Source organism: Croceitalea sp. MTPC6, assembly GCF_036985525.1.
Taxonomy (GTDB): domain Bacteria; phylum Bacteroidota; class Bacteroidia; order Flavobacteriales; family Flavobacteriaceae; genus Croceitalea.
The window spans coordinates 56,315-77,601 of record NZ_BTGR01000010.1 but is presented as its reverse complement, the minus strand read 5'-3'; the positions used below and the strand labels follow the sequence as shown (position 1 = coordinate 77,601).

Here is a 21,287-nt window from a genome sequence, read left to right as displayed (position 1 = left end):
CATAATTATGGCTCTTTTTTAGTATCGGCACTGTAGATAAAACATATGTATTCAATGGAATTTATTTGTTGGCAACATTTAAAACGATATTTGAGCTTTTAATCTATTATTTTTCTCAAAACACACAGCTACGGCTACATTCGCCATAGAGACACACTATAATACTTTTGGGGAATGAAAATGGGATTTAGCAAAAAAACCATTATTGTTAAAGAATATCATTTAGATATTGGAATAGTACAGGTATTTGATGACTATATGGTATCCATCTTTGAGGAAGGAGCAACACTTACGCTTGAAAGGGCTTACCAAATCATAGGGATATCAGAAATTCACTTTAGAGGAAGAAAATTTGGATATGTAAGCTTACGAAAGAATTCTTATGCCATAGATCCTGTTATCTACACGTATTTAAGGGGTTTAGAAAACTTAAAGGCCTTTGCTATCGTTTCTAAAAAGGAAATTGATATGCATAATTTCAAAATTGAAAAGATGTTCTACAAAAAGAATATGGAATTCTTTATAGAATATGACAATGCAATCAATTGGATAAAAAAACGTGTCTCCAAAAAAAATAAGGGGAAGAAGAGTGCCTAGTTTATTTATTGTGCTTCTTGATTTTCAGCAGAAGGTCGCTTAAATAGTTCTACAAAAGCTTTTCCTATATTATTTAAAATATCGGTAGCTGTTACAGCTTCATATCCATTCTCCATAACAGTCATATCACCTGCTAACCCATGTAAGTAAACTCCAAAAATGGCAGCATGAATTTGGGGGTAATTTTGAGCAACTAAAGCGGTTATCATCCCTGTTAAAACATCACCGCTACCAGCCGTTGCCATACCTGGATTTCCAGTAGCGTTTATATAACCCTTTCCATTATAAAAAGTGATTGTATGAGCTCCTTTTAAAACTAAAATACAATTGTACTTGATCGAAAACTCTCTTGCCTTTCTTAGTTTGTCAAAATCATCCTTCCATTTACCCGCCAATCGTTCAAACTCTTTTGGGTGAGGGGTTAAAACAGATTCTTTAGGTAATTTTTTGAGCAATTCCTTGTCATCAGCCAAAATATTCAGAGCATCTGCATCCAATACCAATGGGCAAGTGTTTTCGTCTAAAAACTCAGAAAAAGCAATAGTTGTTTTTTCCTCTACTCCCATCCCCATGCCAATTCCGACTACCGCTGCTTTTTTGATACTTTCAATTTCGGTTAGGATTTCATCTTCATCATCAGTCATTACCATTAGCTCTGGTGTACTAGCTTGTAAAGGAATGTAACCACATTTAGGAACATATGCAGTAACCAATCCACTTCCAGTTTTCAAGCATGCTTTAGCTGCTAAATTCACAGCTCCAATCTTTCCGTAGCTTCCACCTACAATCATAGAGTGTCCATAACTGCCTTTATGGGAAAACTTAAGCCTAGGCATGTACATAGGCAAAACCTCCGACTTACCGATCAGCTCAAAATCTGTTTCCGTTTTATGAAGACATTCTTGGTCTAGTCCAATATCGAGCAACTCCCATTGATTTAGAAAAATTCCAGTTTCAGGAAGAAAGAATACTAGCTTAGGTGCCTGGAAACTTAGTACGTGTGAAGCTCTCACGACTTTTTTACTATCCTCGGGGATTCTATCTAAAAATAATCCTGAGGGAACATCTATAGAAAGAATAAAAGCTCCAGAATCGTTTATATGATTAATAAGTTTAACTACCCAATCGTCAGGACTTCTATTCAATCCTATTCCAAAAATAGCATCTACAATAATGTCGTCATGGCCAAGCTCAGGGAACTCACAATCAGAATCTAAAAATTCTGGCCATAGCTTTCTTTCTTTAAGCCTATCCAGATTTATCAAAAAATCTTTGGAGCGTTTCTCACTATAATTGACCACATAGACCAAAATAGAATACCCATTTTCTTTTAAATGTCTAGCTAATGCAATGCCATCACCCCCATTATTGCCAATACCACAGAACAAATGTATTCTTACATTAGCTCCTTGAAGCCTGGAATTCATCCATTCAAATATCTGTGATGCCGCTCTTTCCATTAGCGAATCACTCGTTATCTGCTGTTTTTCAATTGTGAATTTATCAGCAGCGTATATTTGTTCAGCATTAAATATTTTCATTCAGCAAAGAAAATTATTTAAAATTGTGAAAATCATAAAAATTTAGGAATCATTTGATGGGGTATCCAAATGTACTACTTTTGATATCACTTTTAGAAATATGCAATTTAAACAATTGGACACAACTAGCTTTTTGACAATTACGACTACTTCGTCAATTGCTACTATCACTATTACCCCTTTGGGGTAACTTTCTATTAATATTCGTCCACATATTCAATTGTTCCACAATTTTTCAAAAATATCTAAATGAAAGTATTAAAATTCGGAGGTACTTCTGTTGCCAACGAGGAAAATATAGAAAAAGTAAAGTCAATAGTTCAAAACAGTTCTAATGGTAAAATTGGTGTTGTAGTATCTGCCTTGGGTGGAGTGACTGATGTTCTATTGAATTCCTTAGCGCTTGCTTCACTTCAAGATATAGCTTATGAAAATGGGCTTAATGAAATTGAAGAAAGACATTTTAGGGTAATAAAAAGTCTTTTTCCTGTAAATGCTCAAAGTAGTATTTTAAGCAAAGTTAAAAGTGAGCTTAACAATCTTGAAACACTACTCGAAGGTGCTTTCTTGATAGGAGAGACTACCCAAAGGTTGTCTGACAAAGTGGTGAGCTATGGCGAATTGCTTTCTTCATATATAATAAGTCAGTATTTTATTTCAGAAGGTTTGGATGCGGTTTTAGAGGATGGTAGAAGTCTTATTACTACAGACGAGAGCTTTGGTAATGCGAATGTAGATTTTGAATCTACAAATGCCAATTGCAAAAAATACTTTTTTAATACAAAGAAAAAAATAACCGTAATACCCGGTTTTGTTTCTTCATCCAAAAATGGGAACTCCACTACCCTAGGCAGGGGTGGTTCAGATTATACTGCTGCAATTATCGCTGCGGCTACAGATGCTGATGTCTTAGAAATATGGACCGATGTTAGTGGCATGTATACAGCAAATCCTAAATTGGTAAAACAGGCAAAATGTGTTTCCCATATTTCTTATGAAGAGGCTATGGAGCTTTCACATTTTGGTGCAAAAGTTCTTTATCCTCCTACTATCCAACCAGTTTTAACAAAAGGGATTCCCATTGTTATTAAAAATACTTTTTCACCTGAAGATGAGGGGACATTAATTACCAAAAACAAAAACGGTAAAGGAAAATCCGTAAAGGGAATAAGCCATGTTGGCAATATCACTTTGCTATCTCTGGAAGGTTCAGGAATGGTAGGTATTCCTGGGATTTCTAAACGTTTTTTTGAAACCTTATCGCAAGAGGGCATAAGCGTTGTGATGATTACTCAAGCTTCTTCAGAACATTCCATATGTGTAGGTATTGCAGATAAAGATGCAGAATTGGCTGCAACCACAGTTAACAACACATTTGAATATGAAATTGTTACTAAAAAAATAAAGCCTGTTCTTGTTGAGAGCAATTTGGCTATAATTGCATTGGTTGGTGATAATATGAAAAGTCATCAAGGGCTTAGCGGAAAAATGTTCAGCACCCTTGGTAAGAATAATGTAAACATACGTGCTATTGCTCAAGGAGCTTCAGAACGAAACATCTCAGCGGTAATTAAAAGAGATGATGTTAAAAAGGCGCTGAATACTTTACATGAGGAGTTCTTTGAGGAAAACATAAAACAATTGAACCTCTTTGTAATGGGTGTCGGCAATGTAGGGTCTAGATTTTTAGACCAGATTCGTCAACAAAAAAAATATTTAAAATCAGAGCTTAAATTAAATATCAGGGTCATCGGAATTTCAAATTCTAGAACCATGGTTTTTGACGATAGTGGAATATCCTTGGATAATTGGGAGAAAGAATTGGCTTCCGGTGAAAAAGCCAATAGAGCTATATTTATTGAAAAAGTAAAAGGGTTGAATTATCGAAACAGTATTTTTGTTGATAATACGGCAAGTGAAGAAGTGGCTACAACTTATTCAGACTTCTTAGCGAACAGTATTTCAGTTGTTACTTGTAATAAGATAGCGTGCTCTTCAAATTTCTCTAACTATAAAGAGCTAAAGCAACTATCTAAAAAATACAATTCTCCCTTTTTATTCGAAACTAATGTAGGTGCGGGATTACCTATTATAGATACTTTAAAGCACCTCATTGCATCTGGTGACAAAGTGAATAAAATTCAAGCTGTCCTTTCTGGTAGTTTAAATTTTGTTTTTAATAATTTCAATGACAAGACTACTTTTCATGATGTAGTAAAACAAGCACAAGAAGAAGGTTATACTGAACCAGACCCAACCATTGACCTAAGTGGCATAGATGTAATGCGGAAAATTTTGATTTTAGCCAGGGAAAGTGGGAATCAGCTCGAAATAGAGGACATTGAGAATGAACCCTTTTTACCCAGAGAGAGTTTAGAAACCAAATCCAATGAAGAGTTCTTTGAATCCCTGAAAAAGTATGAAGCTAGTTTTCAAAAGTTATATCAAAACGCTGGGCAAAACAATAGCAAACTAAAATATGTTGCCCAATTCGAAAATGGCAAAGCAAAAGTAGGCTTGCAAGAGATTCCTAAAGGACACGATTTTTACAACTTAGAAGGGAGTGACAATATTGTACTTTTCTTTACGGAAAGATATCCAGCCCAGCCTATGATAATCAAAGGTGCTGGAGCTGGTGCAGAAGTTACCGCATCTGGTATTTTTGCAGATATCATTAGAATAGGAAACTTTTAATATGGAAGAAATCAAGGTTTTTTGCCCAGGTACTATTGCCAATGTTTCTTGTGGATTTGATGTCCTCGGCTTAGCATTGGAATCTGTTGGTGACGAGATGATAGTCCGAAAATCTAAAACCCCAGGCATAAAAATCACTAAAATAGTAGGTCAAGAACTTCCTTTGGAAACCAATAAGAATGTTGCTGGTGTAGCAGGGCTTGCACTCCTAGAGAAAAGTGATTATGAAGGTGGTTTTGAAGTTGAAATCCATAAGAACATAAAACCAGGAAGTGGTATTGGCAGTAGTGCCGCTAGTTCAGCTGGAGCGGTATGGGGCATGAATCATCTCTTAGGTGAGCCATTTTCAAAATTAGAATTGGTCCAGTTTGCCATGCAAGGTGAGAAATTGGCCAGTGATGTTGCGCATGCGGATAATGTGGCTCCAGCAATATATGGTGGCTTTACCTTGGTAAGAAGCTACAATCCATTGGATATTGTACCTATACATACTCCAAAAGAATTATTTGCCACCGTAATACATCCGCAGATAGAAATTAAGACCTCTGACTCCAGAAAGATTTTAAAAACCTCTATCACCTTGGAAAAAGGTATAAGGCAATGGGGAAACCTTGGAGGTTTGGTCGCAGGACTTTTTGCTGAAGATTACGATTTAATCGGTCGTTCCTTAGAAGACCATATCGTGGAGCCAATACGTTCTATACTTATTCCTGAGTTCAAGAGATTGAAAAAAGAAGTTGTTTCTGCAGGTGCTCTCGGTTGTGGTATTTCTGGGTCGGGACCTTCGGTCTTTGCATTAAGTAAGGGAGAAGAAGTAGCCAAAGTTGTGGCAAAAAGTATGGCAATGATATATACAGCAATAGGAATTGATTATGACATCCATGTCTCTAAAATTTGTTCAAAAGGAGTCAAAGAAATAAAGTGATATGAATTTTTATAGCCTTAACAAAAAAGCAAAAGATGTTTCTTTTAAAGAAGCGGTAATTTCTGGTATCGCGCCTGATAAAGGGCTTTATTTCCCTGAAAACATAACCCCTCTCCCTAATTCCTTTTTTAAGCAAATAGAAAATCTTTCAAATCATGAAATAGCCTTTAGGGCCATAGAACAATTTGTAAAAGAAGATATTCCAGAAACCGTATTAAAGGAAATTTTAACAAATGTGCTGGACTTTGAATTTCCAGTTATAGAAATTAAAAAGAACGTTGCTACACTTGAGCTTTATCATGGGCCAACAATGGCTTTTAAGGATGTTGGTGCTCGATTTATGGCGAACTGTTTGGGGTATTTCTCACAAAACTCAAAAGAAGAAGTTACTGTTCTTGTAGCTACATCAGGAGACACTGGTGGGGCGGTCGCTAATGGCTTTCTGGGAGTTGATGGTGTTAAGGTAGTAATACTTTACCCTAGTGGTAAGGTCAGCGAAATTCAAGAAAAGCAGTTGACTACTTTGGGCCAAAATATAACCGCAATTGAGGTAGACGGAACATTTGATGACTGTCAACAAATGGTAAAAACTGCTTTTTTGGATGAAGAAATAACCTTACATCAAAAACTGACTTCAGCTAATAGCATTAATGTTGCGCGTTGGTTACCACAATTACTTTATTTTCTATTTGCTTTCAAACAAGCTAAAAGTCAAAATAAAGATATTGTGTTTTCTGTTCCTTCAGGGAATTTCGGAAATATATGTGCGGGAATGGTGGCACAACGTTTGGGGATGCCCGTAAAACATTTTATTGCTGCCACTAATGTAAATGATACAGTACCACAATTCATGAAAACGGGTGAATACCATCCCAAGCCATCAACGGCAACGATCTCTAATGCGATGGATGTTGGTGACCCAAGTAACTTTATTAGAATTCGCCACTTGTATAATAATGATTTTTCAAAACTCAACGAAAACCTCTATTCCTATTCTTTTGATGATACGACTACCAAAAAAACTATGAAGTACATATACCAAAATCATGGTTACATCACCGACCCACATGGAGCAGTGGGCTATTTGGGACTAAAAAAGTATCAAGATGAACATCCTAATGTCTATGGGATTTTTTTAGAAACTGCCCATCCTGTCAAATTTTTAGATGTAGTAAAAGACACACTAAAAATAGATTTAGAGATTCCTAAGCAAATAAAGAAGGTTATGGATAAAGAAAAAGTATCCATCAAAATAGCTTCGTACAAAGAATTAAAATCTTATCTGCTAGGGAGATAAAAAAATCAACAACAGTTTGTGCAAAACAATAGTTCATAATTAAAATGACCCCATATTATTTCAATATTTTTACAACCACTAATATTGAATAATGAAAGATACTGCACTCACGCAAGCCCATACTTCTTTGGGGGCAAAAATGGTTCCTTTTGCTGGTTTTAATATGCCTGTTTCCTACGAGGGAGTTAATATAGAGCATGAAACTGTCAGAAATAAGGTTGGTGTTTTTGACGTTTCACACATGGGGGAATTCTTGATAGAAGGACCAAAAGCTTTAAAATTAATCCAAAAAGTTAGTTCCAATGATGCTTCTAAACTTGATGTTGGCAAAGCACAATACAGTTGTCTCCCAAATGAAGCAGGTGGAATAGTTGATGACTTAATTATCTATAAAGTCAAAGATGAAACCTATCTTCTAGTAGTAAATGCTTCGAATATTGAAAAAGATTGGAAGCATATCTCAAAATACAATACAGATATAGGCGCTGTAATGCGTGATTTATCTGGAGAGTACTCATTACTTGCCATTCAGGGTCCAAAAGCTGTTGAAGCGATGCAATCCTTGTCTTCCCATGATTTGTCAACGATTAAATTTTACAATTTTATCGTTGGAGATTTTGCCGGCATAGAACATGTAATCATTTCTGCTACGGGTTATACAGGCTCAGGTGGGTTTGAAATTTATTGTAAAAACTCTGAAGTAAAACAGGTTTGGGAGAAAGTGCTGGAAGCCGGTGCCAATTATGGAATTAAGCCTATTGGTCTAGCAGCTAGGGACACATTGCGTTTAGAAATGGGCTATTGCCTTTACGGTAATGATATTGATGAAACCACCTCGCCTATACAGGCTGGGCTTGGTTGGGTGACCAAGTTTACAAAAGAGTTTGTAAATAGTGAAAATCTGGCAAGGCAAAAACAAGAAGGTGTAACCAAAAAATTAATAGGCTTTGAAATGGATGAAAAAGCCATTCCCCGTCAGGGTTATGAAATTATGGACTCTGAACAAAACCCAATTGGTAAGGTAACATCTGGTACTATGGGCCCTTCAGTTAGCAAAGGGATTGGTTTGGGCTATATATCCTCTCAATTTGCTAAACCAGGTGAAAAAATATATATACAAATCCGTAAAAAGTTAGTTTCTGCAACAGTTGTTAAACCTCCTTTTTATAAAAGCTAGTTCACTCTAATTGGATAAAAAGAAAAAAAAGATTCTCATACTTGGTGCTAGTGGATTCATTGGCAACTCCTTATACAAAGAGCTTTGTAATTACTTTGACACCTATGGCACTTATTATTCAAACAGGTCATTCTCAGATAACAAACAGTTTTTTCGTTACGATTTAGAGGAAGATGACATCTTTAAAATACTGGAAAGAGTACGTCCAGATTTTATAATTTCTTCGTTAAGGGGAAATTTTACGGCTCAAATACAGGCTCACATACATTTATTGGAATATTTATCCAAGCACAACTGTAAACTATATTTTATTTCCTCGGCAAATGTTTTTGATGCGTACAGTAAATTTCCTTCATACGAAAATGACAAAACTTTGTCTGAGAGTATTTATGGTAGATTAAAGATACGTATCGAGAATATGATGATGCGCATGCCAAAAACCAAAGTAGCTATTTTGCGCTTACCTATGGTTTTTGGGAATACTTCCCCAAGAATTAAAGAGTTTAAAACTTTATTGGAAAGTAACGAACCCGTAGAGGTATTCCCTAACCTTATCATCAACGTAACCAATGATGACCGCTTAATGCAACAGGTACATTATCTCATAAACCAAGATAAGTATGGAATTTTCCATTTAGGAAGTACAGATTTGGTTCATCATGAAGATTTTGTGAAAGAAGTCATCAAACGCTTGGGCAACTATCACCCCGTTTTAAAAAAGGTATATACTACCAACGAAGAACGTTATCTAGCAGTTTTACCAAAAAAAAATAAACTGCCAAAAAACTTACGAATAACTTATCAGGAAATTATAGACCATCACTTAATGGTGGATTGAATTGATTAATTTTAGCACAATATGGAAAAATTAAGCGAAGAACAAATTAGAGAAAAACTATCAGCTATAGATGGCTGGATCTTTGATAATGTCGCCATCACCAAATCATATAAGTTCAAAAACTTTAAAGAAGCTTTTGCTGCAATGTCCAGAATTGCTTTCGAATGTGAAGCACAAAACCACCATCCTAATTGGGAAAATGTGTATAATTCTTTGACTATTAAGTTAAATACGCATGATGTAGATGGGGTAACCCAAAAAGATTTTGATTTGGCAACTATTATAGAGAAAATCATCAACCAGTAATTCGCTTTAGTTGGCTTGTGATTATCCATGTCGTTTTGTTAATTTGTCTTTATCCTAAAACTATTTGATAAATGGGAAGAGCTTTCGAATTTAGAAAGGCACGTAAAATGAAACGATGGGCTGCTATGTCCAAGGCCTTTACCAGAATTGGTAAAGACATTGTTATGGCGGTTAAAGAAGGAGGGCCAGATCCCGATGCTAATTCTAGACTAAGAGCCGTTATACAGAATGCAAAATCTGTAAACATGCCCAAAGACAACATTGAAAGGGCAATAAAACGAGCAAGTGATAAGAATCAAGGGGATTATAAAGAAGTGCTTTTTGAAGGTTACGCCCCGCATGGCATTGCTATTCTAGTTGAAACAGCTACCGATAACAATACGCGTACCGTTGCGAACATCAGAAGCTATTTTAATAAATGCAATGGCAATTTGGGAACATCGGGCTCAGTGGAATTCATGTTTGACCATACCTGTAATTTTAGGATTCCATCTGAAGGGATTGATGCAGAAGAACTTGAATTGGAATTTATCGATTTTGGAGCGCAAGAAGTTTTTGTTGATGAAGATGGAATATTGATTTATGCCCCTTTTGAAAGTTTTGGTGCTATACAAAAAGAGCTGGAAGCCAGAGAAATAGAAATTTTATCATCAGGTTTTGAACGTATTCCTCAGGTCACTAAAGAATTAAATGAGGAACAAACAGCCGATGTTGAAAAATTGCTTGAAAAAATTGAGGAGGACGATGATGTACAGAACGTATACCACACTATGAAAGAGTAGCTCGCATTTTATTAGAAGTCAATTGCAAATTGAAGCGTTTTTTGGCGACTTATTTATAAACAATTTACTATGCGCTATCTAATTACTATAATGCTTGTCCTTTTTGTTCTCAATGCCAGTGTTTCACAGGAGATGAATGCTGATTCATTACTTGAAATCCTAGAAGAACAATCTGATACACTGAAAGTAAATGGAAATTCCTACCAATTTTTGGTGAATGATGCAGTGCTAATTTGTGTCTTTGATGAAAATGCAAATCGAATGCGAATTATTTCACCAATTGTAGAGCGTGAAAAAATAGGCGAAGAAGAGCTTCTAAATGCGCTTGTTGCTAATTTTCATTCTGCATTAGATGTAAAATATGCTCTTAGCGATGAAATCATATGGTCCGTATTCATCCACCCATTAAAGGAACTTTCCAAAGAACAGGTGATTGATGCTGTAAAACAAGTCTATACTGCTGCCAAAACCTTTGGAGATTCATATTCAAGTACTAATCTGGTGTTTCCTGGAAACACAAAAAAGAAAGAGAAAACACTTCCTAAAATTTTAAAAAAGACATAAAAAAAGGACCGCCCCACGCAGTCCTTTTAACCAATTAATACTTATAGAAAAATCTACTTTATGGTACTTACGAAGTTTTAATCAAAGTAGTTTTACTTTCCAAAAAAAAATTAAAAACTATATTCTGGAACCTTTCCTATAACACCTTTAAAGAAAGAGGTGTACAATTTAAAATCTGCCTCTTTGTCTTCTGTAGGAAAGTGGGGTTCTGAAATCTGAATTTGCTTTTTACCATAGTCAAAAGTGACCATAACAATGGGAACATTGGCAGTTTTAGCAATGTAATAAAAACCTGTTTTCCATGTTGTCACCTTTTTACGAGTTCCTTCTGGCGATAGCGCCAACCTAAATTTATCTCTATCATTGAAAATGTTGGCAATTGAAGTAACTGTATCGTTATTTTTACTTCTATCGATTGGTGCGCCACCCATCCACTTAAAATACCAGCCAAAAGGGAATTTAAAGAGACTTTTTTTTGCTATAAAATTGATTTCTTCGTTCCAAACCCTCCGAATCAGCAACCCTAAAAAAAAATCCACCCAGCTTGTATGGGGCACAACAATAAAAACGGCCTTATCAATTTTAGGGAAGTCGCCTATTAGTTTCCACCCCAGTATTTTAAAATAAATGTATTTTGCAAGGTGTTGCATTACTTGGTTTATGGTGATATAAGATTCTTAAATCTTTAAATAAATCGATTTAAGCTTTTCTGGCGAAATTTTATTACGCCAGTCACGCCCTAAGGCATTCTCCCATAGTGCATCCATTGAAAGGGAAACGGAAACCATACTATCCAATTCATCGTCGGTTAAATTGTCGCAAATACCAGTTGGAAAAACAATTCCATGTTTTTGCTTCATCTCGTTGAATAATTTCACGCCCTCAGGGTAAAATTCGCTTAAATGTTGAAAAACTAAACAGTTTCCAATACCATGCTTCACACCCAATAAATGTGAAAGTCCATAGCTCATTGCATGTGCAATCCCAACTTGGGAATACGCAATACTCATGCCTCCATGCCATGAAGCCATCATTAATTTTTCTTCAGAATCCTGCTGACATATATCCCCAAGAAATACTTCTTTACATAAATCAAGAGCCTTTTCGCCATAACTTTGGCTAAAGGCATTCAAGTAAGTACCACTTAAAGATTCTATACAATGTATAAAACAATCCATACCTGTGTAAAACCATTGTTCTTTTGGGACGGTACCTACCAAATCAGGATCTAAAACCACTTGATCATACGTGGTAAAATCTGAGTTTATTCCCAATTTTTTATTTGGTCCTGATAATACGGCTGTTCGGGAGACTTCAGCTCCAGTACCGCTTATCGTGGGAATTCCAACATGATAAATTGATTTTTTTGATACTAAATCCCAACCTTGGTATTTTTCTGAAGATCCGTTATTTGTGAGCATTATAGCTACTGCTTTTGCTAAATCCAATAAAGTACCCCCTCCTATTCCGACGATACCCGATGGTAGTTCCTCAAAGTCAGTTTTTATCTTATTGACTAAAGCATCAACCTGTTCTGTTTTGGGCTCTTCATCTGCAGAAATAAAAATAATCTGGTCATTAAACAACCATGGTATTTGTTGTTCCAACTCTTTACCATGAAAAAAATCATCTACCAAAAAAATAAAAGGTGCATCTGAATTACGTCTTTTGGGCAACAAAATTTCTCCAAGCTGATTAAAACTTCCCCTTCCGAATACCACTCGGGGCACCATGGGAAAATTTCTATGAACCTTATTTATTGTCGAAACTTCCCTTTTCTGATTCGCTATTTCCTTTTCTATCTTCATTAATTTGATAAGTACTTCAAAATATCACGTATGCTATTCAGCTTTAAGTGATTGTTTATTTTTTCTTCTTTTTGGGATACCTGTTCATGTGCCCAAGTCGTATGAAAGGGTATATGAACAGCCATCGCACCAATGTTTAATATAGGTATAACATCTGACTTTAGAGAATTCCCTACCATTAAAAACTCTTTTTTATCAATTTCAAGATGGTTCAATAATTTCTCATAGTTGGATTCTTTTTTATCACTTAATACTTCTACATGATGAAAATACTTGGACAAACCTGACTTTTCCAGTTTCCGCTCTTGGTCTAACAAATCTCCTTTTGTCAAAACGATAAGCCTATAGTTTTTCTCTAACTTTTCTAGCACCTCCTCTACTCCATCCAAGAGTTCTACAGGGTGCAAAATCATTTTTTTGCCAAGATTCAAAATTTTAGAAATGGTTTCTTGTGGCAGGTTATTATTGGATAAATCAAGTGCGGATTCTATCATTGAAAGTACAAAACCTTTAATACCATATCCGTAAGCTTTAAGATTTTGCATTTCCATCTTAAATAACTCTTGGTCTATTTTATTCTTTGTTTCATATCCTTCTAAAAGTTCAGCAAAATGTTCTTCCGTTTCCCTAAAATAAGTTTCGTTTACCCATAAGGTATCGTCAGCATCAAAGCCAATGACCTTGATAGTAGAAAAATCTATTTCCATGCTTTTTTTGCTCTTTCTAAATCTTCTGGGGTATCTATCTCTATTCCTGTGATATCTGTCTCCACCATTTTTATTTTTTTGCCATACTCTAAAAACCGAATGGCTTCTATTTTCTCTGTGGCTTCTAATTCTAACATTGATAGTCTTTGAAAATCCACTAAAGCTCTTTTCCGAAATGCATAAATACCTTTGTGTTTATAGTAAGTAGTGGCTACTTCTTTATCCCTGGGATAAGGAATCGGCGATCTAGAAAAGTATAAGGCAAAATTTCTATTGTCCACTATTACTTTAACCGTATTGGGGTTTGAAATTTCTTCCCAATCTGTAATTGGGGTCATTAAGGAAGCTAAATCAATTTCAGCTTTAGTATCAGCTTTGAATACTTCAATAGTTTTTTCAAGGCTTTTCTTATCTATAAAAGGTTCATCTCCTTGAACATTAATCACAATATCCACGTTCATGTTTACAACAGCTTCTGCAATTCTATCACTCCCACTTTCGTGTTTCTGCTTACTCATGATGGCTTTTCCACCCGTATCTTCAATAAGGTTATAAATAATTTCACTATCGGTTACCACATATACCTCATCAAAAAGTTTAGTACTTACAGTTGCTTCATAGGTTCTGAGAATAACTGGTTTCCCTTCCAAATCCTGCATTAATTTTGCTGGAAATCTAGATGCTTGGTAGCGAGCCGGAATCATTGAGATTATTTTCACTTTGCTAGGGGTTACGTTCTGGTCTTAGGTCTTAGTTTTCTATATATTCTGAAAATAATAGCTAAAATTATGATAACGAGTACCGCAGCTAAAAGTGGGGCAAATATAGACGCTGTGGAAACCACGACTGCAGTCCCAGTCTCAACCGTTGACACTACTGGATTGGCCAAACCGCCTGTCGTAGCAGTAGAGGTAAGTCTTCCGGTAGCGTTTGCACCCTTTATAGCGGCGGCTGTTCCACCACCAGCAATTATGGCTAAAGACCAAGTTACTACTGGATCAAGATTTGCAATTGTAGAAACCATTACAGCTGTACCTGCAATGGCGGCAAGTGGTATGGCGATACTATCCAATGCATTATCCACCCAAGGAATAAAATAGGCAAAAATCTCTGCAACAGTAGCTACTCCAAGAGTAATTACAGCAGCTAAACTACCTATCCATACCCAATTTTCATTCAAATCCCAAACTCCAAAATAAGAAGCCAAGCTTAAGGCAAACAAGGGTAGAAACACCCTAAACCCTGTAGAGGCAGCAAGACCAATACCTAGAAAAATGCTCAATATAGTTTCTGGTGTCATTTTAAACGGTTTTTACTAAAATAGGCTATTCAGAAGCAACAAAAAAATCATCTTTAAACCCAATAAGATATAACTGATTTTTTGCTCTTGTAACAGCCGTATACAACCATCTTAAATAATCCCTATCTATTCCGTTGGGCAAATAAGGCTGTTCTACAAAAATGGTGTTCCATTGTCCTCCCTGAGATTTGTGACAGGTTATCGCGTAAGAAAATTTGACTTGGAGCGCATTAAAATATTTGTTGTTCTTTACTCCAAGAAATTTCTTGTACTTGGATTTTTCGTGGGCAAAATCTTTAGACACCTCATGGTACAAGCGGTTACTTTCTTCATAAGGTAAAGAGGGTGTCTCTGCTTTAATGGTGTCTAACAATAGTGCGGTCTCAAAAGGTTTTTGATTAGGGTAATCTACCATTTGCACTTTTACCTCAGCAAAGGTAAAACCATATAACTCCTTTATGGAAAAGAGCTCCAATATTTCAATTATATCCCCATTTGCTATAAAACCAGCTTCAGAAGTTGGTTTAAGCCAAAAGTAATTGTTCTTGACCACCATCATAAAATCTCCAACGGCAATCTGATTCTCTAAATAAAGAATACGCTCCCTGATATTCTCATTATATAAATTTGCCCTTTTATTGGAACGAACAATTATTGCGGTTTCTTCTTTGCCATTTTGCGAGTAAGATGAATCTATGGCTTCCTGTATTTCATGTCCATCTATCAACCTAACAATATCACTAAAAGTGTTTAGATGAAACTTAAATTCTTCAAAAAAATCGCTTTGTAATTGTTCACGTAGGTTGGTTGCATTGAACAAGATTCCAGAATCACTTGTCTGTCGCATCACTTCATCCAGTTCAATCTTAACTACAGACTTATTATAATGTAGCTCTAGCTTATTTTCATCTAAAGCTGGGCTCAAATCCAATTTAACAGGGGGCAACTGCGCAGTATCACCAATTAAAATCAACTTACAATTATGACCAGAGTACACATAAAAAATAAGGTCATCCAATAAAGAGCCATTTTCAAATAGTTTGGAATCTGCCGGAGCATCAGGAATCATAGACGCCTCATCAACTATGAATATGGTATCCCTATGTTTATTGGGCGCCAGAACAAATTGAATAGCACCACTTGATTGCTTTTTAGGAAAATATATTTTTTTATGAATTGTAAAAGCCTTGGTATTAGCGTAGTTTGACATCACTTTTGCAGCCCTGCCGGTTGGGGCCATTAAAACCGATTTCATTTTTGCATGCCATAAGTTCTTTACGATGCTGCCAATAATGGTTGTTTTTCCCGTTCCCGCAAAGCCTTTCAATAAAAACAGTTTTCCCTTTTCTTTGGACAGTACAAAATCTGCCAATTTATGTAAGGTAACGTCTTGTAAACCTGTTGGCGAATGTGGAAACTTCTCTACTAAAACCTTATGGAAATCTACGGTTGTAAAATGAGTCATAAAGCCCCAAATATAGGCATGATTTTTATGGCAAAAACTTTCGTGATTGAAAAAAAATTGTAGATTTGTCTAAACCACTAAATTAATTAACTCATACACTAATGAAAACCATTTTACAAGTAGTTCTTTGGATTGTCTGCATCGGGTTAGGTTTCTTAATCTACAAATCAATCAATGCACCTATAGAATTCAATAAAGTTCGTGAAGAGCGATTTTCAGCCGTAATCAATAAGTTAAAAGACATTAGAGACTCTCAAGATGCATATAAATCCGTAAATGGAAGATATGCCGGCAACTTTAATAGTCTTGTCAAGTTTATTGATACAGGCAGTTACACTATAACACAGCAGAGAGATACTTCGTTTATGCGTTTTGATAAAGTCTATCAAATTGAGCTACAACAAGATTCTGTTGTTATAGACACCCTAGGTTTTGTTAAAGTAAAAGATTCTTTGTTTAAGAATGATGACCGTTATAAAACAATGATGAATGTTCCATATGCCCAAAATGATGAAAAATTTGAAATGAAGGCAGACATCATAGACAAGAGTGGATATAAAGCTCCCGTTTATGAAGTGAAAGTTAAAAAGAACGTTGTATTATACGATCAACCTAAAGATTTGATTGCAAAAGAAAACTCTTACAATAGTGTTGAAGAAGTAAATGGTACCGAAATAAAAGTAGGGTCATTAACAGATGTTAGTACGAATGGTAACTGGCCACCACTCTATGACAGAAAAGACAACTAATACTGAAGAAAAAAGTTTAGTAAACTCCTATAAGAAATTGTCCATTCAAATTAGTTTGAATGGACTTTCTTTTTGTATTACCGATACTATACGAAATAGTATTATTTTGTCTGACTCTGTTTCCTTTAAAACGGAGTTTACTCCGTACTTAGTACTAAAGGAATTAAAGTCCCAGTTGGGGAAACATAAAATACTGGAACAGGAATTTTCTGAGGTATTAGTGGTTCACAAAAACAATTTGTTCAGTCTAGTGCCAAAAACATTGTTTGATGAAAAAGAACTTGCAAACTATTTGAAGTTCAACACTAAAATACTGGCCAACGACCATATAGTTTATGATGAGTTGGATAATCAAGATATTGTCTGTGTTTATGTTCCTTTTACAAATATCAACAATTATGTTTTCGAAAATTTTGGGGAGTTTATATTCAAACATAGTAGCACGGCCATTTTACAGACCTTACTTTTACAAAAGCCAAGCTCTAAATCTATATGTTATGTTCATGTAGCTGAAAGAGAGCTAGAATTAGTAGTATTGGACCAAAAGAAACTTCTAATCTATAATCAATTTGAATATCGAACAAAAGAGGACTTTCTTTACTATGTTTTATTCACATTTGAACAACTTCAACTAGATGTGAGTACAACTAAACTAAGACTTTTTGGCGAGGTTGAAGAAGGTGACGAGTTGTTTGAAACTTGTTATACTTACATTAAAAAAGTATCTGTTTTTCTTCCAAAAAACAATTCATACACGTTTAATGAAGAGGACAAGGAATCTATAGACCTTACTATGTTCAACTAGTCCTAATGCGTATTATTTCAGGAAAATATAAGGGCAAGCGACTAACAGCTCCAAAGAAATTACCAGTGAGGCCCACTACGGATATGGCCAAAGAAGCTTTATTCAATATTTTGAATAACCGTTATTTTTTTGAGGACCTTTCTGTATTGGATTTATTTTCGGGTACTGGCAATATCAGTTTTGAGTTTGCTTCAAGAGGTTCAGGCAATATAACGGCTGTCGACGGCCATACTGGTTGTATTCGATTTATTTCAAAAACTTCTACAGAATTAAATTTTGAAATAGATACTGTAAAAAGTGATGTTTTTAAATTTCTTGAACGAACTAAAAATAAATATGACATCATTTTTGCCGATCCACCATATGATTTGGGTTTAGATAAGTTTTCTAAAATTCCTGAATTGGTTTTCTCCAATGGATTATTACTAGAAGAAGGTGCATTAATCATTGAACATGCAGAACAAACTGATTTAAGTGAACTATCCCACTTTACAGAAAAGCGAAAATATGGTAGTAGCGTTTTTAGTTTTTTTGAAAAAAGCAGGTCATAAGCCGGATTCTGTCTAAGCCTTATCATTTATCTAGACCTTTAGTTGCCCAAAGGTTCTAACCGCCTACCCTCCAGCTTTAGCGTGCAGCCATTTAACGCTGGTTTACATGACGTTTCACCATATAGAGTTTACCTGATTTCACTACAGCCGAACTGTACTTGCTTTCTGTTGCACTAGTCCGCTTCGCCTAAACGAATGACGGGTATTACCCGCTATATTGCACTTTGGTGTCCGGACTTTCCTCGTTTCAATAAATTGAACCGCGATAAGGTGACCTGCCGACCGCAAAGGTAAAGTAATTGTTAATAAAAAGATGGCTTAATTCCAGTATACAATCTGTAATCGAATGTGCTATTTTTATATTTGTATAGCATCAAAAATTTGTTGTATTGGAACCCTTTATAGTCTCAGCTAGAAAATACCGTCCCCAAACCTTTAAAGATGTAGTTGGGCAACAAGCTATCACCAATACTTTAACAAATGCTATTGAAAACAACCATTTGGCCCAAGCTTTACTTTTCTGTGGACCACGTGGCGTAGGTAAAACTACATGTGCTAGGATTTTGGCAAAAAAAATAAATCAAGATGGCACCGAAAAAGAGAATGAAGATTTTGCATTTAACATTTTTGAGTTAGATGCCGCCTCTAATAACTCTGTAGATGACATCAGAAGTCTTATTGATCAAGTTCGTATTCCACCGCAAGTTGGAAAGTATAAAGTATATATTATTGATGAGGTTCATATGCTATCCCAATCTGCATTTAATGCATTTTTAAAGACTTTGGAGGAACCTCCAAAACATGCCATTTTTATTCTAGCAACTACGGAGAAGCATAAAATAATTCCAACTATACTTTCTAGATGTCAGATTTTTGACTTTAAACGAATTACGGTAAAGGATGCAGCGGAATATTTAAAATACATAGCCCAAGAGCAAGGTATTAATGCTGAAGAAGATGCATTACATATTATAGCTCAAAAAGCCGATGGCGCCATGCGTGATGCATTATCTATATTTGATAGGGTCGTAAGTTTCTCAGGAAAAGAACTAACCCGAAAAGCGGTTACCGAAAATTTAAATGTTTTAGATTACGATACTTTTTTTGAAGCTACAGACTTAATTCTTGAAAATAAAATTCCTGAACTTCTTGTTCTATTTAACAAGACATTATCCTTAGGGTTTGATGGGCACCATTTTATAAATGGTATAGCTACACACTTTAGGGATTTATTTGTTTGTAAGTATGAACAGACCATTGAGCTACTGGAGGTTGGAGAAAATACCAAACACAAATATCAAGAACAGGCTAGGCTGTCTAGTCAAGATTTTCTGGTCAAAGCCTTGGATATCGCAAATGATTGTGACCTCAAATATAGGGCCAGTAAAAATCAACGCCTTTTAGTTGAGCTTACTTTGATGAAGTTAGCTTCATTGACTTTTGATACAGAAAAAAAAAAGCCTGATTTCTTAGTTCCAGCAACTTACTTTAAAAGCCAAGATTATACCCAAGCACCTTCTTACTCTATCAAAGAAGAAGTTACTATTAAGCCAACTGCTAGGGATGAACATAATACCGCAAGAAATACACCGGACTTAGCCGAAGAAACAGTTAAAATTGAAGTAAAACCTGTTCCAAAAAAGATTCAACTAAAAAACTTGCCCAATAGGGTTTCAGGGTTATCAATTTCCAGCCTAAATGCTAAAAAAGAGCATGAGAATAATAAATCGGGGTTAAAAACAGAAGAAGAAAAACCCACACAACCTTTTTCAGAAGAAGAAATGCAAAAGCATTGGGTCGATTTTGTAAAAAAGTTGGATGATAAAGGAAAGAAAATATTAGCTTCAAATTTGAATGCTGATATCCCAAAACTTAAAAATGGAAATACTATTTGGATTGAGCTTCCCAACTCCACAATGAAAAAAGAAGTGGAGCGTGAACAAAGTTTAATGCTCAACTATTTAAAGGAAAACCTAAATAATTATAGTATTTCTCTTCAGATTACGGTGAATGAAGAAACTTCTAAGAAATTTGTATTTACACCAGAAGAAAAATATCAAAAACTAAAAGAAAAAAATCCGGTAATTGATTTACTCAGAAAAGAGTTTGATTTAGACCTTTGATTTATTAGCGTACCACATTCTTGCACAATAAATTAACATTGCAAATCCTGAAATAAACAAGCCTCCCACTTCTCGCGCTCTTTCAATATTTACAATATCACCTTCATCAATGGTAAATCCCTCAAATTTTGTTGGCCAATTGTAAATCGCAAAACCAAAATAAAAAACAGCTAAAATTATTCCCCACTTGGGTTTAAGCTGATTGATAATGAAAAAGATGGAAGCTAGTGCTCCCATTCCATAAATTAAGTACCATCTAAAAGCATCTGGATCATTTCCTTGTAACACAGCTGACCAAATAAATAAAACGGTAAATATGATAGCAATGATCTTAAAAAGCTTATTCATAATAACACATAAATCATATTTAAAAATTTCTACTGGTATCCTGTAACAAATATAACTCTAGAAATAGTATATGATAAGCTATATATAACTAACTTAATATCTTTGTAATTGGAATCCATAACAACTATGCTAGGCTTAAAACTACCTACTGACCCTAGATGGGTAAATATTGTAGAAAAAAATATCGAAGAAATTTTAACAGACCATGCCTATTGTGAGCAAAAAGCTGCAAGCACAGCTATTTCACTTATAGTTTCATTCCCAGAGTATACTGAATTGACACAAGAAATGATTGCACTATCTAGGGAAGAAATGGGGCACTTTAAAATGGTGCATGACTTGATATTAAAACGGGGTTCAGTCCTTGGTAGGGATCGAAAAGACGAATATGTTATACAACTTTTAAAGTTTTTCCCAAAAGGAGGGAATCGTACTACTCAATTGGTTCATAGACTTTTATACGCTGCGCTCATTGAAGCTAGAAGTTGTGAACGTTTTAGATTGCTTTCCGAAGAATTAGAGGACAAAGAACTTTCCCATTTTTATCATAAATTAATGGTCAGCGAAGCTAGTCACTATACGATGTTCTTAAAATTTGCTCGAAAATATGGGGATGTAGAAGAAGTAAATCAAAAATGGCAGGATTTATTAATCTACGAAGCAGAAATCATGAAAGGTCTAGGCAATAAAGAAACAATTCACGGTTAAAA

The 21,287-nt window shown here is 35.3% G+C and carries 21 protein-coding genes, 1 other RNA gene and 1 pseudogene; 14 read left to right on the top strand and 9 right to left on the bottom strand.

The annotated features are described in order from the left end of the window. The first annotated feature begins 174 nt into the window (after positions 1–174). Positions 175–597 (top strand): STAS/SEC14 domain-containing protein, encoded by a 423-nt coding sequence (locus AACP56_RS15970; protein WP_339335314.1) that lies wholly within the window; start codon positions 175–177, stop codon positions 595–597. 5 nt (positions 598–602) lie between these two features. Here the strand turns inward: AACP56_RS15970 and AACP56_RS15965 are convergent, their stop codons facing one another. Further along, positions 603–2,138, bottom strand: coding sequence for an NAD(P)H-hydrate dehydratase (locus AACP56_RS15965; RefSeq protein ID WP_339335316.1), 1,536 nt, complete (start codon positions 2,136–2,138; stop codon positions 603–605). Between the two features lie 249 nt (positions 2,139–2,387). On the opposite strand from AACP56_RS15965, the gene thrA reads away from it, so the two are divergent. The 8 genes from thrA to AACP56_RS15925 all read left to right on the top strand — a co-directional run bounded on the left by thrA (position 2,388) and on the right by AACP56_RS15925 (position 10,721). Next, complete coding sequence (gene thrA, locus AACP56_RS15960; protein ID WP_339335318.1) at positions 2,388–4,832, top strand: bifunctional aspartate kinase/homoserine dehydrogenase I; 2,445 nt, start codon at positions 2,388–2,390, stop codon at positions 4,830–4,832. Between the two features lies 1 nt (position 4,833). Further along, positions 4,834–5,757: a homoserine kinase gene (locus AACP56_RS15955; RefSeq protein WP_339335320.1), complete on the top strand. Its 924-nt coding sequence runs from the start codon at positions 4,834–4,836 to the stop codon at positions 5,755–5,757. A gap of 1 nt (position 5,758) precedes the next feature. Then, a complete protein-coding gene (gene thrC, locus AACP56_RS15950) occupies positions 5,759–7,054 on the top strand; it encodes a threonine synthase (RefSeq protein WP_339335322.1) in 1,296 nt (431 codons plus the stop codon). A gap of 91 nt (positions 7,055–7,145) precedes the next feature. Next, entirely contained in the window at positions 7,146–8,231 is a 1,086-nt protein-coding gene (gene gcvT, locus AACP56_RS15945) for a glycine cleavage system aminomethyltransferase GcvT (protein ID WP_339335324.1), read from the top strand. A 10-nt stretch (positions 8,232–8,241) separates the two neighbouring features. Then, positions 8,242–9,069: a sugar nucleotide-binding protein gene (locus AACP56_RS15940; RefSeq protein ID WP_339335326.1), complete on the top strand. Its 828-nt coding sequence runs from the start codon at positions 8,242–8,244 to the stop codon at positions 9,067–9,069. A 21-nt stretch (positions 9,070–9,090) separates the two neighbouring features. Further along, positions 9,091–9,375, top strand: a complete 285-nt coding sequence (locus AACP56_RS15935) for a 4a-hydroxytetrahydrobiopterin dehydratase (RefSeq protein WP_339335329.1) — start codon at positions 9,091–9,093, stop codon at positions 9,373–9,375. 71 nt (positions 9,376–9,446) lie between these two features. Next, entirely contained in the window at positions 9,447–10,157 is a 711-nt protein-coding gene (locus AACP56_RS15930; protein WP_339335331.1) for a YebC/PmpR family DNA-binding transcriptional regulator, read from the top strand. A gap of 69 nt (positions 10,158–10,226) precedes the next feature. Next, the gene (locus tag AACP56_RS15925; RefSeq protein ID WP_339335333.1) at positions 10,227–10,721 is read left to right on the top strand and encodes a hypothetical protein; all 495 of its coding nucleotides are present in this window, start codon (positions 10,227–10,229) and stop codon (positions 10,719–10,721) included. A gap of 110 nt (positions 10,722–10,831) precedes the next feature. Here AACP56_RS15925 and AACP56_RS15920 read toward each other — a convergent pair whose 3' ends face one another. The 6 genes from AACP56_RS15920 to AACP56_RS15895 are packed head-to-tail and all read right to left on the bottom strand — an operon-like array spanning position 10,832 to position 16,001. After that, positions 10,832–11,371, bottom strand: coding sequence for a 1-acyl-sn-glycerol-3-phosphate acyltransferase (locus AACP56_RS15920; protein ID WP_339335335.1), 540 nt, complete (start codon positions 11,369–11,371; stop codon positions 10,832–10,834). Positions 11,372–11,398: 27 nt separating this feature from the next. After that, complete coding sequence (locus AACP56_RS15915) at positions 11,399–12,529, bottom strand: iron-containing alcohol dehydrogenase family protein (RefSeq protein WP_339335337.1); 1,131 nt, start codon at positions 12,527–12,529, stop codon at positions 11,399–11,401. Then, positions 12,529–13,236 carry an HAD family hydrolase gene (locus tag AACP56_RS15910; protein WP_339335339.1) on the bottom strand — a complete coding sequence of 236 codons (708 nt, stop codon included), beginning with the start codon at positions 13,234–13,236 and terminating at the stop codon, positions 12,529–12,531. Before AACP56_RS15910 ends, AACP56_RS15915 begins: the two co-directional genes overlap by 1 nt. Further along, on the bottom strand, positions 13,227–13,940 hold the full coding sequence (gene kdsB, locus AACP56_RS15905; RefSeq protein ID WP_339335490.1) for a 3-deoxy-manno-octulosonate cytidylyltransferase: 714 nt from the start codon (positions 13,938–13,940) through the stop codon (positions 13,227–13,229). Before kdsB ends, AACP56_RS15910 begins: the two co-directional genes overlap by 10 nt. A 26-nt stretch (positions 13,941–13,966) precedes the next feature. Beyond that, a complete protein-coding gene (locus AACP56_RS15900) occupies positions 13,967–14,536 on the bottom strand; it encodes a DUF4126 domain-containing protein (protein WP_339335341.1) in 570 nt (189 codons plus the stop codon). Between the two features lie 25 nt (positions 14,537–14,561). Continuing rightward, positions 14,562–16,001, bottom strand: coding sequence for an ATP-dependent DNA helicase (locus tag AACP56_RS15895; RefSeq protein ID WP_339335343.1), 1,440 nt, complete (start codon positions 15,999–16,001; stop codon positions 14,562–14,564). Between the two features lie 101 nt (positions 16,002–16,102). Here AACP56_RS15895 and AACP56_RS15890 point away from each other — a divergent pair, with 101 nt between their 5' ends. The 3 genes and pseudogenes from AACP56_RS15890 to AACP56_RS15880 all read left to right on the top strand — a co-directional run. Then, positions 16,103–16,750, top strand: coding sequence for a hypothetical protein (locus AACP56_RS15890; protein WP_339335345.1), 648 nt, complete (start codon positions 16,103–16,105; stop codon positions 16,748–16,750). Continuing rightward, complete coding sequence (locus AACP56_RS15885) at positions 16,731–17,555, top strand: DUF3822 family protein (protein ID WP_339335347.1); 825 nt, start codon at positions 16,731–16,733, stop codon at positions 17,553–17,555. Before AACP56_RS15890 ends, AACP56_RS15885 begins: the two co-directional genes overlap by 20 nt. 5 nt (positions 17,556–17,560) lie before the next feature. Continuing rightward, positions 17,561–18,091 (top strand): annotated as a pseudogene (locus tag AACP56_RS15880) (RsmD family RNA methyltransferase); the annotation flags it as partial. Here the strand turns inward: AACP56_RS15880 and rnpB are convergent. Continuing rightward, an RNA gene (gene rnpB / locus AACP56_RS15875) (RNase P RNA component class A) lies at positions 18,089–18,388 on the bottom strand. The pseudogene AACP56_RS15880 and the gene rnpB overlap by 3 nt on opposite strands. Positions 18,389–18,495: 107 nt before the next feature. On the opposite strand from rnpB, the gene AACP56_RS15870 reads away from it, so the two are divergent. Then, a complete protein-coding gene (locus AACP56_RS15870; RefSeq protein ID WP_339335349.1) occupies positions 18,496–20,229 on the top strand; it encodes a DNA polymerase III subunit gamma/tau in 1,734 nt (577 codons plus the stop codon). Here the strand turns inward: AACP56_RS15870 and AACP56_RS15865 are convergent. Then, positions 20,218–20,577 (bottom strand): transmembrane 220 family protein, encoded by a 360-nt coding sequence (locus AACP56_RS15865; protein WP_339335351.1) that lies wholly within the window; start codon positions 20,575–20,577, stop codon positions 20,218–20,220. The genes AACP56_RS15870 and AACP56_RS15865 overlap by 12 nt on opposite strands. A 126-nt stretch (positions 20,578–20,703) precedes the next feature. Between AACP56_RS15865 and AACP56_RS15860 the strand changes: the two genes are divergently transcribed. After that, complete coding sequence (locus AACP56_RS15860) at positions 20,704–21,285, top strand: tRNA-(ms[2]io[6]A)-hydroxylase (protein WP_339335492.1); 582 nt, start codon at positions 20,704–20,706, stop codon at positions 21,283–21,285. Positions 21,286–21,287 lie beyond the last annotated feature (2 nt).

Excerpts from the sequence above, each read along its gene's own strand:
- gcvT (WP_339335324.1), top strand. The coding sequence starts at position 7,146 with ATGAAAGATACTGCACTCACGCAAGCCCATACTTCTTTGGGGGCAAAA.
- AACP56_RS15920 (WP_339335335.1), bottom strand. The coding sequence starts at position 11,371 with ATGCAACACCTTGCAAAATACATTTATTTTAAAATACTGGGGTGGAAA.
- AACP56_RS15900 (WP_339335341.1), bottom strand. The coding sequence starts at position 14,536 with ATGACACCAGAAACTATATTGAGCATTTTTCTAGGTATTGGTCTTGCT.
- AACP56_RS15970 (WP_339335314.1), top strand. The coding sequence starts at position 175 with ATGAAAATGGGATTTAGCAAAAAAACCATTATTGTTAAAGAATATCAT.
- kdsB (WP_339335490.1), bottom strand. The coding sequence starts at position 13,940 with ATGATTCCGGCTCGCTACCAAGCATCTAGATTTCCAGCAAAATTAATG.
- AACP56_RS15865 (WP_339335351.1), bottom strand. The coding sequence starts at position 20,577 with ATGAATAAGCTTTTTAAGATCATTGCTATCATATTTACCGTTTTATTT.
- AACP56_RS15930 (WP_339335331.1), top strand. The coding sequence starts at position 9,447 with ATGGGAAGAGCTTTCGAATTTAGAAAGGCACGTAAAATGAAACGATGG.
- AACP56_RS15910 (WP_339335339.1), bottom strand. The coding sequence starts at position 13,236 with ATGGAAATAGATTTTTCTACTATCAAGGTCATTGGCTTTGATGCTGAC.
- AACP56_RS15915 (WP_339335337.1), bottom strand. The coding sequence starts at position 12,529 with ATGAAGATAGAAAAGGAAATAGCGAATCAGAAAAGGGAAGTTTCGACA.
- AACP56_RS15935 (WP_339335329.1), top strand. The coding sequence starts at position 9,091 with ATGGAAAAATTAAGCGAAGAACAAATTAGAGAAAAACTATCAGCTATA.
- AACP56_RS15895 (WP_339335343.1), bottom strand. The coding sequence starts at position 16,001 with ATGACTCATTTTACAACCGTAGATTTCCATAAGGTTTTAGTAGAGAAG.
- thrC (WP_339335322.1), top strand. The coding sequence starts at position 5,759 with ATGAATTTTTATAGCCTTAACAAAAAAGCAAAAGATGTTTCTTTTAAA.
- thrA (WP_339335318.1), top strand. The coding sequence starts at position 2,388 with ATGAAAGTATTAAAATTCGGAGGTACTTCTGTTGCCAACGAGGAAAAT.
- AACP56_RS15965 (WP_339335316.1), bottom strand. The coding sequence starts at position 2,138 with ATGAAAATATTTAATGCTGAACAAATATACGCTGCTGATAAATTCACA.
- AACP56_RS15885 (WP_339335347.1), top strand. The coding sequence starts at position 16,731 with ATGACAGAAAAGACAACTAATACTGAAGAAAAAAGTTTAGTAAACTCC.
- AACP56_RS15860 (WP_339335492.1), top strand. The coding sequence starts at position 20,704 with ATGCTAGGCTTAAAACTACCTACTGACCCTAGATGGGTAAATATTGTA.
- AACP56_RS15925 (WP_339335333.1), top strand. The coding sequence starts at position 10,227 with ATGCGCTATCTAATTACTATAATGCTTGTCCTTTTTGTTCTCAATGCC.
- AACP56_RS15890 (WP_339335345.1), top strand. The coding sequence starts at position 16,103 with ATGAAAACCATTTTACAAGTAGTTCTTTGGATTGTCTGCATCGGGTTA.
- AACP56_RS15955 (WP_339335320.1), top strand. The coding sequence starts at position 4,834 with ATGGAAGAAATCAAGGTTTTTTGCCCAGGTACTATTGCCAATGTTTCT.